Origin of the sequence: Algoriphagus sp. NBT04N3 (assembly GCF_019443765.1) — a bacterium.
GTDB classification, from domain to species: Bacteria; Bacteroidota; Bacteroidia; order Cytophagales; family Cyclobacteriaceae; genus Algoriphagus; species Algoriphagus ornithinivorans.
The window spans coordinates 3,259,084-3,271,924 of record NZ_CP048415.1 but is presented as its reverse complement, the minus strand read 5'-3'; the positions used below and the strand labels follow the sequence as shown (position 1 = coordinate 3,271,924).

The following is a 12,841-nucleotide window of genomic DNA, read 5'->3' as shown; positions in this document are numbered from 1 at the left end:
TATCATGGCAATTAAAAAATTGAAGCCTGTAACTCCAGGAACAAGATTCAGAGTAGCTCCAGCGTTTGACGAGATTACCAAGTCAACGCCGGAAAAATCTCTTCTTGCTCCTATTAAGAAGTCAGGCGGTAGAAATAATGAAGGCAAAATGACTGCCCGCTATATGGGTGGTGGTCATAAAAGAAGACTCAGAGTAGTTGACTTTAAAAGAAATAAGTTTGGTGTACCTGCTACCGTAAAGGCAATCGAGTACGATCCAAACAGAACAGCTCGTCTAGCCCTACTATATTATGCTGACGGTGCTAAAGCCTACATTATCGCCCCGGAAGGTTTGCAAGTGGGACAAACAGTGATTTCCGGTGAGCAAGTTGCTCCTGAAGTGGGTAACGCAATGCACTTGATGAATATCCCAATGGGTACTATTGTACACTGCGTGGAATTGAAACCAGGTAAAGGTGCTGCAATGGTAAGAAGTGCTGGTGGTTATGCACAGATTGTTGCCCGTGAGGGTAAATATGTGACCATCAAACTTCCATCCGGAGAGATGAGACTCGTTTTGGGTGTTTGTATGGCGACTGTAGGTACAGTTTCCAACGGAGACCACATGAACGTAGTGTTGGGTAAAGCCGGTCGTAAGAGATGGTTAGGAGTAAGACCTCGAGTAAGAGGTGTAGCTATGAACCCAGTAGATCACCCAATGGGTGGTGGTGAAGGTAGATCTTCCGGTGGACATCCAAGATCCCGTAAGGGCTTGTTGTCTAAAGGTAAGAAAACCAGATCACCTAAGAAGTATTCAAACAAGTTCATCGTTAGCAAAAGATCTAAATAATTATGGCACGTTCATTAAAAAAAGGTCCTTATATCGAGCACCATCTAGCGAAAAAAGTGGATGCTATGAACGAGTCCGGAAAGAAATCCGTCATCAAGACTTGGTCAAGAAGATCCATGATTTCTCCAGATTTCGTAGGACATACCTTCGCTGTGCATAACGGAAATAAATTCATCCCGGTATTTGTAACAGACAACATGGTAGGTCACAAGCTAGGTGAATTTGCTCCTACCAGAAATTTCAGAGGCCACATTGCCAAAAAAGATAAAGGAAAGAGATAATCATGGAAGCAATAGCAAGATTAAATAATGTTCCTACTTCCCCACGCAAAATGCGTTTGGTGGCTGACTTGGTCAGAGGCAAAAGAGTGGGATTGGCGCTCAGCATTTTGAAGTTTACTCCTAATCATGGAGCCATGAAATTGGAAAAACTTCTTCTTTCTGCAGTGGCAAACTGGCAGGCAAAAAATCCTGATGCAAAGCTTGAAGAAGCTGATCTATATGTGAAAACCATCATGGTGGATGAAGGTAGATCTCTTAAGAGATTGAGACCTGCTCCTCAGGGTCGTGGTCACAGAATCCGCAAAAGATCCAATCATGTAACCCTAGTAATTGATGCTTTCAATGCTGAGGATGTTACCGCTGATGTAGTAGAAACAAACGAAAAGGCAAATTAAGAACAGACTATGGGACAAAAGATTAACCCAATAGGATTTAGACTTGGTGTAGTCAAAGGCTGGGATTCCAACTGGTATGGTGGGAAAGACTTCGCTGAAAAACTATACGAAGATCAGCAAATCCGTAAGTACGTCCTTGCCAGAATTCCTAAGGGTGGGATTGCTAAGGTGATCATTGAGCGTACGCTTAAGAGAATCACACTTACCATTCATACCGCTCGACCAGGTGTAGTTATTGGTAAAGGTGGAGCCGAAGTAGATAAGCTAAAAGAAGAGCTTAAAAAGATCACCAACAAAGACATTCAAATCAATATCTTCGAAATCAAGAGACCTGAATTGGATGCCAAGTTAGTAGGTGAGTCTATCGCTCAGCAGCTTCAGGCTAGAATTTCCTTCAGAAGAGCAATGAAACAAGCCATTGCAGCATCCATGAGAGTGGGAGCAGAAGGAATCAAAGTAAAACTTTCTGGTCGTTTAGGTGGTGCCGAAATGGCCCGTTCTGAAATGTACAAAGAGGGTCGTATTCCTCTACACACATTGAGAGCCGACATTGATTACGCTATTTCCGAAGCATTGACTGTTTACGGTATTATCGGTATCAAAGTGTGGATCTTCAAAGGTGAAGTGTACGGTAAGAGAGACTTGTCTCCTAATCAAGGTGCAGCTAATGAGCCAAAAGGCCCAAGAAATGCTGGTCCTAAGAGAGACGGAGGTCCTAGACGCAGAAAAAGAAATAACTAATTTTCACCGATAAGTGAGAAATCATGTTACAGCCGAAAAGAACTAAATATAGAAAAATGCAAAAGGGCCGTGTCAAAGGCATTGCACAAAGAGGGCATACGCTCGCTTTTGGCAACTTTGGCATCAAGTCCCTGGAAGCAGGATGGATCACCTCTCGTCAGATCGAGGCAGCTCGTATCGCTATGACAAGAGCAATGAAAAGAGAAGGTCAGGTTTGGATCAGAATTTTCCCTGACAAACCTATCACTAAGAAGCCTGCTGAAGTACGTATGGGTAAAGGTAAAGGTGCTCCTGAATATTGGGTAGCAGTTATCAAGCCTGGAACCATCCTCTTCGAAGCTACTGGTGTACCTTTGGAAACTGCTAAGGAAGCCTTAAGATTGGCTCAGCAGAAACTTCCTGTAAGCACCAAATTTGTTGTTCGTAGAGACTACGCAGAATAATTAGGAACTATGAAAAATACAGAGATCCAATCACTTTCCGCAAGTGAAATCGCTGAGAAAATCAGCGCCGAGAAAACGAATCTGAGCAAACTTCAATTTGCTCACTCAATTTCTCCCATCGAGAATCCTAACAGAATACGCGAAACCAAGCGTCTTATCGCAAGATTGAAGACTGCATTGGCTGGCAAATAATAGCTAACAGAAAATAAAATGGCTACGATCGAAAGAAATCTTCGAAAAGAAAGAATTGGTAAAGTCGTAAGCAACAAGATGGATAAGTCCATTACTGTAGCCGTGGAGAGAAGAGTAAAACACGGAATGTACGGTAAGTTCGTTGCAAAGACTACCAAATTTATGGCTCATGACGAGAAAAACGAGTGTAACCCAGGTGACATCGTGAAAATAAGTGAAACTCGTCCGCTGAGTAAGAACAAGCGTTGGAGATTAGTTGAAATTATTGAAAGGGCTAAGTAATCATGATACAGCAAGAATCCAGACTAAGTGTGGCGGACAACTCCGGTGCCAAAGAGGTATTGGTCATCCGCGTATTGGGAGGAACTAAAAAACGATATGCTTCTATCGGTGATAAAGTAGTCGTGACTGTAAAGTCTGCCCTTTCCTCCAGCAACATGAAAAAAGGTACCGTTTCAAGAGCGGTTATCGTACGTACCAAGAAAGAAGTAAGACGTAAAGACGGTTCTTACATTCGTTTCGAGGACAACGCTGCTGTATTGTTGAACAACAACGATGAACCTAGAGGTACTCGTATTTTCGGCCCTGTGGCTAGAGAATTGAGAGAGAAGCAGTTTATGAAAATCGTTTCTTTGGCCCCTGAAGTATTGTAATCATGGAAAGAAAATTCAACAAGCAGTCTAAACTGCACATCAAAACCGGAGACACTGTGAAAGTGATCGCAGGTGATGACAAAGGTAAAACAGGGAAAGTTCTTTCTGTAGATACTGCTAAAAGCAGAGCTTATGTAGAAGGTATCAATATCGTGACTAAACACGTGAAGCCTACTGCTGCTAAGCCTCAAGGTGGTATCGAGAAGAAAGAAGCTTCTGTACATATCAGTAACCTGATGCTTGTAGATCCTAAGACTGGTGAAGCTACCAGAACTGGACGCAAGGCAGGCGAAAATGGTAAATTAGTAAGATACTCTAAGAAAACAGGGGAGGTGATCAATGGCTAATCCTAGAATGAAGCAAAAGTATGTGAACGATATCGTTCCTGCTTTGAAAGAAAAATTCCAGTATTCTTCTGTAATGCAGGTTCCTAAGTTGAGCAAAATTGTGCTTAACAAAGGTATCGGTGCTGCAGTAGCTGATAAGAAATTGGTTGACCAAGGCGTGGAAGAACTTTCTTTGATCACAGGTCAAAGAGCAGTTTCTACCAAAGCTAAAACTTCTGTTTCTAACTTTAAGCTAAGAGAAGGCATGCCTATCGGAGCTAAAGTTACTTTGAGAGGAGAGAAAATGTATGAATTCCTTGATAGATTGATGACCGTGGCACTTCCACGTGTTCGTGACTTCAAAGGAATTTCTGACAAAGGATTTGATGGAAGAGGTAACTACACTTTAGGTGTTACCGAACAAATCATCTTCCCAGAAATCTCTATCGAAAAAGTAAATAGAATTTCCGGTATGGATATCACATTTGTGACTACCGCAAATACTGACGAAGAAAGCTTCGCGTTGTTGAAGGCTTTCGGTATGCCGTTCGTTAATAAAAATAAAGAAGAATAATCATGGCAAGAGAGTCCATCAAAGCTCGTGAGAGAAAAAGAGAACGTCTGGTAGCCAAGTATGCCAAGAAAAGAGCTGAGCTGAAAGCAGCTGGCGATTATGAGGCACTTGATAAATTGCCAAAGAACGCTTCTCCGGTTAGACTTCACAACAGATGTAAGTTGACCGGTCGTCCAAAAGGCTACATGAGAAAGTTTGGTATCAACAGGGTAACCTTCCGAGAAATGGCCTCAGCAGGCAAGATTCCGGGAGTGACTAAGTCCAGCTGGTAAAATAACGACAGTAGTTTTTATTTAAAAAATCAATTCGTAACTTTGCACGCCCAAAACGGGTGGAGCTAGACTATATAATACCATGACTGATCCAATAGCCGATTATCTGACTAGATTGAGAAATGCCATTAAGGCTTCTCACAGAATCGTTGAGATACCTGCTTCTAATATCAAGAAGGAGATCACTAAAGTATTGCATGACAAAGGGTATATCCAGAACTATAAGTTTGAGGATAACGGACCTCAAGGCACAATCAAAATTGCTTTGAAATACAATCCAACTACCAAGAAGAATGCAATCGTGAGCCTGAAGAGAGTTAGTACGCCAGGTTTAAGAAAGTATGTAAAACATGACGAGCTACCAAGAGTCATCAATGGACTTGGTATTGCCGTTATTTCGACCTCTAAAGGGGTAATGACAGACAAAGAAGCCCGCACCGAAGGTATCGGGGGCGAAGTACTTTGCTACGTATATTAATTTACTATCATGTCAAGAATAGGTAAAAAACCAATAAATCTACCCAGCGGTGTTACTGTAGACGTGGCTACAAAAGGTGTAGTTACTGTTAAAGGTCCAAAGGGTACACTGACTCAGGATGTGAATCCTGATATTCAGGTGACAGTGGAAAACAACCAGATCGTTGTTTCCAGACCTACTGACTCTAAAAGACATAAGTCTATGCATGGTCTTTACAGATCTTTGATCAACAATATGGTGATCGGAGTTTCTGAAGGATTCAAGAAAGACTTGGAACTTGTAGGTGTAGGTTATAAGGCAACCAACCAAGGTCAAGTATTAGAATTGAACTTGGGATATTCTCACAACATCTTCTTTGCACTTCCTGAAAGTGTATCTGTGAAGACTGAGACTCCGAAAGGTAAAAATCCAATCATCTCTTTGGAAGCAATAGACAAAGAATTGATCGGACAAGTAGCGGCAAAAATTAGATCTCTTCGTAAGATCGAGCCTTACAAAGGCAAAGGTGTGCGCTTCGTTGGTGAACAAATTAGACGTAAGGCTGGTAAAACTGCCGGTAAAAAATAATAGGTTATGGCATTTAATAAGAATTCCAGAAGACTTAGAATCAAGCAGGGTATCCGCAGAAAGATCTCCGGTACCGATTCCAGACCACGTTTATCAGTATTCAAAAGTAATACTGGTATCTACGCGCAATTGGTGGATGACCTTAAGGGTCGTACTTTGGCTCAGGCTTCCTCTAAGGAGTTGGGCGCTAAAGAAAACACCAATGTATCAATCGCTACGGAGGTTGGTAAAAAACTCGCTGAGAGAGCCGTTGCCAATGGTGTTAGCGAAGTAGTATTTGACAGAAATGGCTACTTGTATCACGGAAAAGTGAAAGCTTTGGCAGATGGTGCCAGAGAGGGAGGCCTTAAATTTTAATTATTATGTCTCAACTGAAAAAGAAGCCCATTAGGGCCACAGATACAGATTTAAAAGAAAAAGTAGTAGCGATCAACCGAGTAGCCAAAGTGGTAAAAGGTGGTAGGAGATTCTCTTTTTCCGCAATCGTAGTAGTCGGAGATGGCAATGGTGTTGTAGGTTACGGCTTGGGTAAAGCCAACGAAGTAACTGATGCAATCACTAAAGGCATCGAGGACGCAAAGAAAAACTTGGTAAAAGTACCGGTTTTGAAAGGTACTATTCCGCATGAGCAGATTGGTAAGTTTGGTGGAGGTTTTGTCCTTATCAAACCAGCTGCTGCAGGTACTGGTGTTATCGCCGGTGGTGCGATGCGTGCCGTATTGGAATCTGCAGGTGTAACTGACGTATTGGCTAAGTCCAAAGGTTCTTCCAACCCACACAACGTGGTGAAAGCAACCATCGATGCGTTGATGCAACTGAGAGATGCTATCTCTGTGTCACAACAGAGAGGTGTGAAAATGTCTAAAGTTTTTAATGGATAATCATCATGGCTAAGATCAAAATCACACAAACGAAATCTGTTATTGACAGACCAAAAGATCAAAAAGCTACCATTACTGCTTTAGGTCTAGGCAAAATCAACAAATCTGTTGAAGTAGAAAATACTCCACAGATTGCCGGTATGGTCAAGAAAGTTAATCACCTTGTAAAAGTGGAGGAAGCTTAATTATGAAACTGCATACATTACAACCAGCCGAAGGATCAACCAAAAATCGTAAGAGAATTGGTAGAGGTACTGGATCCGGTAGAGGGGGAACTTCTACAAGAGGTCATAAAGGTGCAAAATCAAGATCCGGTTATAAGACTAAATTGGGCTTTGAAGGTGGTCAAATGCCACTTCAAAGAAGAGTTCCTAAATTTGGTTTCAAAAGCTTGAACAGAGTTGAGTTCAAACCGGTAAATTTGGATACCTTGCAAAGCCTTGCAACGACCTACAATCTTGAATCAATCGATATGGATACAATGGTGTCTCATGGCATCGCTTCCAAAAACGACAAAATCAAGATTTTGGGCGGAGGTGAATTGAGTTCCAAAGTATCAGTAACTGCTCATAGCTTCTCTGCCAGCGCTGTAGCTGCCATTGAAAAAGCGGGTGGTTCAGTAAACAAGATTTAATTAAATGAAAAAGTTTATTTCGACAGTTAAGAACATTTTCTCTATCGAAGACCTACGAGTGAGAATCTTGAATACGATCGGTTTTTTGATCATTTTCAGATTGGGTTCTTTTATCGTACTTCCTGGAGTTGATCCTTCTAAATTAGGAGGACCTCAAGAAGGGATATTTGGTCTGATAGATACATTCCTAGGTGGTGCGTTTAGTAATGCCTCCATCTTTGGACTGGGTATTATGCCTTACATTTCTGCTTCCATCGTGTTGCAGCTGTTGACTGTCGGAGTACCCTACTTTCAAAAAATGCAAAAGGAGGGTGAATCTGGAAGAAAAAGAATCAACCAGATCACTCGAGTTCTTACCATTCTGATTACAATCGCGCAAGGTATAGGCTACGTTACAGCTACTATACTACCTACTGGCGCAGTGATGGTAAGTACTTCCTTGTTCATGTTCAGCTCCCTTGTGTTGCTTTCTGCTGGAACTATGTTCTGTATGTGGTTAGGAGAGAAAATCACAGAGAAAGGTATCGGAAACGGTATCTCAATGTTGATCATGATTGGTATTATTTCTCGATTCCCTGGAGCATTAATTGCTGAAGGTGTTGAGAAAGGATCCTCAGGTCTTTTGCTTCTATTAATTGAAGCGGGTGTGTTGTTCTTTGTAGTAGTTGGGGTGATTGCCTTGACAGAAGCTACAAGAAGAATTCCGGTTCAATATGCCAAGCAAGTTGTAGGCGGCAAGGTTTATGGAGGACAGCGTCAGTACATTCCAATTAAAGTGAATGCGTCTGGTGTAATGCCTATCATCTTTGCTCAGTCTTTAATGTTCGTTCCAGCTTTGATCGCTCAGATTTGGGCAGGTGAAAGTGATATAGCTAACTATATCGGAACGACCTTCTCTGACTTCACTTCTTGGCAGTATAACTTGCTCTTTGCAGTATTGATCATTGTATTCACTTTCTTCTACACTGCCATCACGGTTAATCCTGAGCAGATTGCAGAAGATATGAAGAGAAATGGTGGGTTTGTACCGGGTATTAAGCCTGGAGCTCCTACCTCTGAGTTTATAGATGGAATCATTTCCAAAATCACATTGCCAGGTTCTATCCTTTTGGCAGCTGTAGCGATTCTTCCTGCCTTGGCTATAATTGCTGGTGTTGGTGGAGAGTTTGCTCAGTTCTATGGAGGTACTTCCTTGTTGATTATGGTAGGTGTTATTATGGATACACTTCGTCAGATTGAAAGTTATCTATTGATGAGACATTACGAAGGAATGATGAAGTCTGGTAATATGAAGAATAATCCTTCTAATTACCAAGTAGCTTAAGATGATTCATTACAAGACCTCAGAGGAGGTTCAAAAGATTAAAGAAAGTGCAGATATTTTGGCGAAAGCCCACGGGGAAGTAGCCAAACATATCAAGGTAGGGGAAAAGACCTCTCACCTAGATAAAATTGCTGAAGAGTTTATTCGGGATCACGGTGCAGTTCCTTCATTTAAGGGCTACAACGGTTTTCCCGCATCACTCTGTATTTCTGTGAACGAAGTTGTTGTTCACGGTTTTCCCAGCGAATATGAATTGAAAGATGGCGATATAATCTCAGTAGATTGTGGAGTCTTTCACCAAGGTTTTCATAGCGATTCCGCTTATACTTACCCTGTCGGTGAAGTTTCCACTCCTGTTCTGAATTTACTTAGAGCCACTAAAGATTCACTTTACTTGGGAATCGAACAGGCAATTTTTGGTAACCGTATTGGGGATATTGGCAATGCCATTCAAAAATTTGTTGAAGCCAAAGGCTATACAGTTGTAAGAGAACTTGTAGGCCATGGACTTGGTAAAAATTTGCATGAGGCACCAGAAGTACCCAATTATGGTAAAAGGGGGAGCGGTCCTCTGTTAAAAGCAGGGATGGTAATTGCGATTGAGCCCATGGTAAATCTTGGATCTAGAAATATTGTCCAAGAGGCTGATGGATGGACAATCCGGACTTCGGATAGAAAACCATCTGCACATTATGAGCATACAGTAGCGATTTTCGAAGATAGAACTGAGGTCTTAACGACCCATAAATACATAGAAGAGAATTTTAAATTCTAATATGGCAAAACAGACATCAATAGAGCAAGACGGAACAATCATCGAAGCTTTATCCAATGCAATGTTCAAAGTCGAGTTGGAAAACGGCCACCAGTTGATTGCGCATATTTCCGGCAAGATGAGGATGAATTACATTAAAATCCTACCTGGAGATCGTGTCAAATTAGAACTTTCTCCATATGATTTATCTAAAGGTAGAATAGTATATCGATATAAATAAACTGATATGAAATCGAGCAAGTCGGATTTTCTTTATTAAAGATGATCCACTGACAAGCGAGATATCATATGGCCGACAATAAAATTATACTCATATGAAAGTTAAAGCATCTATCAAAAAGAGAAGCGTTGACTGTAAGTTGATCCGAAGGAATGGGAAACTTTATGTCATCAATAAGAAGAATCCTAAGTTTAAACAAAGACAAGGTTAATCATGGCTAGAATTGCAGGTGTAGATATACCAGACAATAAGCGCGGGGAAGTAGGTCTTACCTACATCTTCGGAATCGGAAGAAGCTCCGCCAGAGCTATCCTGAGCAAAGCCGGTATCTCTTTCGACAAGAAAGCAGGTGAGTGGAATGATGACGAATCTACCGCTATCCGTAATATCATTGCCGAAGAATTCAGAACCGAAGGTGTTTTGAAATCAGAGATCCAATTGAACATCAAGCGACTAATGGATATTGGTTGTTATAGAGGTTTGAGACACAGAAAAGGACTTCCGGTGCGTGGTCAAAAGACTAAAAACAACGCCAGAACAAGGAAGGGTAAGAGAAAGACTGTTGCTAACAAGAAGAAGGCAACTAAATAAAACCTGATTTAGATTATGGCTCAGAAAAGAAACGATAAAGCAAAAGGTAAAAAAAGAGTAGTAAAGGTAGAAGCTGTAGGTCAGGCGCATATCAAAGCCTCCTTCAACAATATCATCATCTCTATTACCAATAATGCAGGACAAGTAATCTCTTGGGCTTCTGCCGGTAAAATGGGTTTCAGAGGTTCTAAGAAAAATACTCCTTACGCTGCGCAAATGGCCGCTCAAAACTGCGGTCAGGTTGCTTACGACTTAGGTTTGAGAAAAATCGAAGTATTCGTAAAAGGTCCAGGTGCTGGTCGTGAATCCGCGATCAGAACATTGCAAAATGTAGGTTTGGATGTGACTACTATCATCGATGTGACTCCAATGCCACACAATGGATGTCGTCCACCTAAGCGTAGAAGAGTTTAATTATAAAATTGTAAGAAATGGCTAGATATACAGGTCCTAAAGCAAAGATCGCCCGAAAGTTTGGCGAGCCTATCGAAGGGCATAGCAAAGCGCTTCAAAAGAAAAACTATCCTCCAGGACAGCATGGTCGTGGAAGAAGAAAGAAGCAGTCAGAATATGCTATCCAGCTTGCTGAAAAGCAAAAAGCAAAATACATCTACGGTGTATTGGAAAGACAGTTCGCTAAAATGTTTGATATCGCTTCTAGAAAGCAGGGTATCACAGGTGAGAACTTGCTTCAGCTTTTGGAAGCTAGATTGGATAACACCGTCTATAGAATGGGAATCTCCCCAACTAGAAGAGGTGCAAGACAATTGGTTTCTCACAAGCATATTCTAGTAAACGGTGAAGTAGTGAACATTCCTTCTTACTCATTGAAGCCAGGAGATGTGGTTTCTGTAAGAGAACGTTCCAAGTCTTTGGAGGCTATTACCAATAGCTTAGCTGGTAGAGGTGCAAACAAGTATTCCTGGTTAGAGTGGGATAGCGCTTCTTTGTCCGGCAAATTCGTCAGTGTGCCTTCTAGAGATGATATTCCAGAAAATATCAAGGAGCAGCTCATCGTCGAACTTTACTCTAAGTAATATTTACTATTTTCAGCTTTTAAAAAAAGAACAAGATATATGTCCATACTAGCATTTCAAATGCCCGAAAAAGTGGTAATGGAAAAAGCCGATGACTTCCATGGCTTGTTTACTTTCAAACCACTGGAAAAAGGCTATGGAGTTACCATCGGTAACGCCCTAAGAAGAATTTTGCTTTCTTCGTTGGAGGGTTATGCCATCACTTCCATCAAGATTCCTGGAGTGGTGCATGAATTTTCCACCATCGATGGTGTAGTGGAGGATGTGACCGACATTATTTTGAACCTGAAGCAGGTACGTTTCAAGAAAGTGCATGAAGCATTTGACGGAAAGATCACTGTGGAAGTAAAAAATCAGTCTGTCTTCACTGCAGGGGACATTGCGAAGTTCACTTCTTCCTTCGAGGTATTGAATCCGGATTTGGTTATTTGCCACATCGATGAGTCCAAAACTTTCGAGATCGAATTGAATGTCGAAAAAGGAAGAGGCTACTTACCAGCTGAAGAATCCAAACCAAAAGAGCAGGTATTCGGGCAAATTGCCATCGACGCCATCTTTACACCAATCAAAAATGTAAAGTACAGCGTAGAAAATACCCGTGTGGAGCAAAAGACTGACTTCGAAAAATTAATCCTTGAAGTTTCAACTGATGGTTCTATCCATCCTGAGAAAGCACTTCAGGAATCTGCTAAGATTTTGATTCAGCACTTTATGCTATTCTCTGATCAGACTATGGTTCTTGACTCTACTGGAGTTGCCGAGCCAGAGCCAATCGATGAAGAGTTCCTTCACATGAGAAAGCTTTTGAAGACTTCTCTAAGCGATCTAGATCTTTCTGTACGTGCTTTCAACTGTTTGAAAGCTGCTGATGTGAAGACCTTGGGAGATCTTGCCAAGTTAGAAATTTCTGATATGATGAAATTCAGAAACTTCGGTAAGAAGTCACTTGCTGAATTGGAGCAGTTGATTCAGGAAAAAGGCTTGACCTTTGGAATGGATATTTCAAAGTATAAACTTGATGAAGAATAAATAAAATGAGACACGGTAAGAAATTTAACCACCTTGGAAGGAAGGCTGCTCACAGGAAATCAATGCTTTCCAACATGGCAACTTCGCTGATTCTTCACAAGCGTATCTCAACCACGCTTGCCAAGGCAAAAGAATTGAAGAAATATGTGGAGCCTTTGATCACTAGAGCAAAGGAAGATACCACTCACAACAGACGTATGGCTTTCTCTTACTTGAAAAACAAAGAAGCTATCATTGCTTTGTTTGGTGAAGTAATCGCGAAAGTTGGTACTCGTCCCGGAGGATACACTCGTATCATCAAAACTGGTTTCAGATTGGGTGATAACGCTGAAATGTGTATCATCGAATTGGTTGACTTCAACGAATTGATGTTGAAAGATGCGAAGCCTGCTAAGAAAACTACTAGAAGATCTAGAAGAGGTTCTAGCAAGCCTGCTGAAACTACTGCTGCTGCACCTGCTGCTGAAGCAAAAACTGAAGAGCCTAAGGCTCCAGAAGCTTCTGCTGATTCAACTGATGCTGACACAGAAGAAAAGTAAATTGATATTCAATTTAAAATATAGAAAGGATTGGACTCTCGTTCAATCCTTTTTTTATAC

26 protein-coding genes are annotated in these 12,841 nt (G+C 41.3%); all 26 read left to right on the top strand.

Translation table 11 applies throughout. From position 1 onward, the window contains the following. The first annotated feature begins 4 nt into the window (after nt 1-4). The 26 genes from rplB to rplQ all read left to right on the top strand — a co-directional run bounded on the left by rplB (nt 5) and on the right by rplQ (nt 12,781). Nucleotides 5-829, top strand: a complete 825-nt coding sequence (gene rplB, locus GYM62_RS14205) for a 50S ribosomal protein L2 (protein ID WP_091652826.1) — start codon at nt 5-7, stop codon at nt 827-829. A gap of 2 nt (nt 830-831) precedes the next feature. Then, a complete protein-coding gene (gene rpsS, locus GYM62_RS14200) occupies nt 832-1,110 on the top strand; it encodes a 30S ribosomal protein S19 (protein WP_106566639.1) in 279 nt (92 codons plus the stop codon). 2 nt (nt 1,111-1,112) lie between these two features. Beyond that, a complete protein-coding gene (rplV, locus tag GYM62_RS14195; RefSeq protein WP_091652829.1) occupies nt 1,113-1,505 on the top strand; it encodes a 50S ribosomal protein L22 in 393 nt (130 codons plus the stop codon). Nucleotides 1,506-1,514: 9 nt separating this feature from the next. Next, a complete protein-coding gene (gene rpsC / locus GYM62_RS14190) occupies nt 1,515-2,246 on the top strand; it encodes a 30S ribosomal protein S3 (protein WP_091652832.1) in 732 nt (243 codons plus the stop codon). Between the two features lie 23 nt (nt 2,247-2,269). Next, nucleotides 2,270-2,689 (top strand): 50S ribosomal protein L16, encoded by a 420-nt coding sequence (gene rplP / locus GYM62_RS14185; protein ID WP_091652834.1) that lies wholly within the window; start codon nt 2,270-2,272, stop codon nt 2,687-2,689. Between the two features lie 9 nt (nt 2,690-2,698). Then, entirely contained in the window at nt 2,699-2,881 is a 183-nt protein-coding gene (gene rpmC, locus GYM62_RS14180; RefSeq protein ID WP_091652837.1) for a 50S ribosomal protein L29, read from the top strand. Between the two features lie 18 nt (nt 2,882-2,899). After that, complete coding sequence (gene rpsQ, locus GYM62_RS14175; protein ID WP_091652840.1) at nt 2,900-3,163, top strand: 30S ribosomal protein S17; 264 nt, start codon at nt 2,900-2,902, stop codon at nt 3,161-3,163. A 2-nt stretch (nt 3,164-3,165) separates the two neighbouring features. Further along, a complete protein-coding gene (rplN, locus tag GYM62_RS14170) occupies nt 3,166-3,534 on the top strand; it encodes a 50S ribosomal protein L14 (RefSeq protein WP_026956456.1) in 369 nt (122 codons plus the stop codon). Between the two features lie 2 nt (nt 3,535-3,536). Beyond that, entirely contained in the window at nt 3,537-3,881 is a 345-nt protein-coding gene (gene rplX, locus GYM62_RS14165) for a 50S ribosomal protein L24 (protein ID WP_091652843.1), read from the top strand. Next, complete coding sequence (gene rplE / locus GYM62_RS14160; protein WP_219956904.1) at nt 3,874-4,434, top strand: 50S ribosomal protein L5; 561 nt, start codon at nt 3,874-3,876, stop codon at nt 4,432-4,434. The genes rplX and rplE overlap by 8 nt, the downstream gene beginning before the upstream one ends. Before the next feature lie 2 nt (nt 4,435-4,436). Continuing rightward, entirely contained in the window at nt 4,437-4,706 is a 270-nt protein-coding gene (gene rpsN, locus GYM62_RS14155) for a 30S ribosomal protein S14 (protein ID WP_026956459.1), read from the top strand. 82 nt (nt 4,707-4,788) lie between these two features. Continuing rightward, nucleotides 4,789-5,184, top strand: coding sequence for a 30S ribosomal protein S8 (gene rpsH, locus GYM62_RS14150; RefSeq protein ID WP_091652847.1), 396 nt, complete (start codon nt 4,789-4,791; stop codon nt 5,182-5,184). 9 nt (nt 5,185-5,193) lie between these two features. After that, complete coding sequence (gene rplF / locus GYM62_RS14145; RefSeq protein ID WP_219956903.1) at nt 5,194-5,751, top strand: 50S ribosomal protein L6; 558 nt, start codon at nt 5,194-5,196, stop codon at nt 5,749-5,751. 6 nt (nt 5,752-5,757) lie between these two features. Continuing rightward, complete coding sequence (gene rplR / locus GYM62_RS14140; RefSeq protein WP_219956902.1) at nt 5,758-6,108, top strand: 50S ribosomal protein L18; 351 nt, start codon at nt 5,758-5,760, stop codon at nt 6,106-6,108. Between the two features lie 5 nt (nt 6,109-6,113). Further along, on the top strand, nt 6,114-6,632 hold the full coding sequence (gene rpsE / locus GYM62_RS14135; protein ID WP_091652857.1) for a 30S ribosomal protein S5: 519 nt from the start codon (nt 6,114-6,116) through the stop codon (nt 6,630-6,632). A 5-nt stretch (nt 6,633-6,637) separates the two neighbouring features. Further along, a complete protein-coding gene (rpmD, locus tag GYM62_RS14130) occupies nt 6,638-6,817 on the top strand; it encodes a 50S ribosomal protein L30 (protein WP_091652860.1) in 180 nt (59 codons plus the stop codon). 2 nt (nt 6,818-6,819) lie between these two features. Further along, nucleotides 6,820-7,266, top strand: a complete 447-nt coding sequence (gene rplO / locus GYM62_RS14125; protein ID WP_091652863.1) for a 50S ribosomal protein L15 — start codon at nt 6,820-6,822, stop codon at nt 7,264-7,266. Nucleotides 7,267-7,270: 4 nt separating this feature from the next. Further along, nucleotides 7,271-8,590: a preprotein translocase subunit SecY gene (gene secY, locus GYM62_RS14120; RefSeq protein WP_091652866.1), complete on the top strand. Its 1,320-nt coding sequence runs from the start codon at nt 7,271-7,273 to the stop codon at nt 8,588-8,590. Between the two features lies 1 nt (nt 8,591). Continuing rightward, a complete protein-coding gene (gene map, locus GYM62_RS14115; RefSeq protein WP_091652868.1) occupies nt 8,592-9,365 on the top strand; it encodes a type I methionyl aminopeptidase in 774 nt (257 codons plus the stop codon). 1 nt (nt 9,366) lies between these two features. Beyond that, nucleotides 9,367-9,585: a translation initiation factor IF-1 gene (gene infA / locus GYM62_RS14110; protein ID WP_008202999.1), complete on the top strand. Its 219-nt coding sequence runs from the start codon at nt 9,367-9,369 to the stop codon at nt 9,583-9,585. 94 nt (nt 9,586-9,679) lie between these two features. After that, on the top strand, nt 9,680-9,796 hold the full coding sequence (gene rpmJ / locus GYM62_RS14105) for a 50S ribosomal protein L36 (RefSeq protein ID WP_091652871.1): 117 nt from the start codon (nt 9,680-9,682) through the stop codon (nt 9,794-9,796). A 2-nt stretch (nt 9,797-9,798) separates the two neighbouring features. After that, nucleotides 9,799-10,176, top strand: coding sequence for a 30S ribosomal protein S13 (gene rpsM, locus GYM62_RS14100; RefSeq protein ID WP_091652874.1), 378 nt, complete (start codon nt 9,799-9,801; stop codon nt 10,174-10,176). 15 nt (nt 10,177-10,191) lie between these two features. Then, nucleotides 10,192-10,590, top strand: a complete 399-nt coding sequence (rpsK, locus tag GYM62_RS14095) for a 30S ribosomal protein S11 (RefSeq protein WP_091652876.1) — start codon at nt 10,192-10,194, stop codon at nt 10,588-10,590. Between the two features lie 17 nt (nt 10,591-10,607). Next, entirely contained in the window at nt 10,608-11,213 is a 606-nt protein-coding gene (gene rpsD / locus GYM62_RS14090) for a 30S ribosomal protein S4 (RefSeq protein WP_091652879.1), read from the top strand. Nucleotides 11,214-11,252: 39 nt separating this feature from the next. Beyond that, nucleotides 11,253-12,242: a DNA-directed RNA polymerase subunit alpha gene (locus GYM62_RS14085; RefSeq protein WP_091652882.1), complete on the top strand. Its 990-nt coding sequence runs from the start codon at nt 11,253-11,255 to the stop codon at nt 12,240-12,242. A gap of 5 nt (nt 12,243-12,247) precedes the next feature. Further along, nucleotides 12,248-12,781 (top strand): 50S ribosomal protein L17, encoded by a 534-nt coding sequence (gene rplQ / locus GYM62_RS14080; protein WP_144606829.1) that lies wholly within the window; start codon nt 12,248-12,250, stop codon nt 12,779-12,781. Nucleotides 12,782-12,841 lie beyond the last annotated feature (60 nt).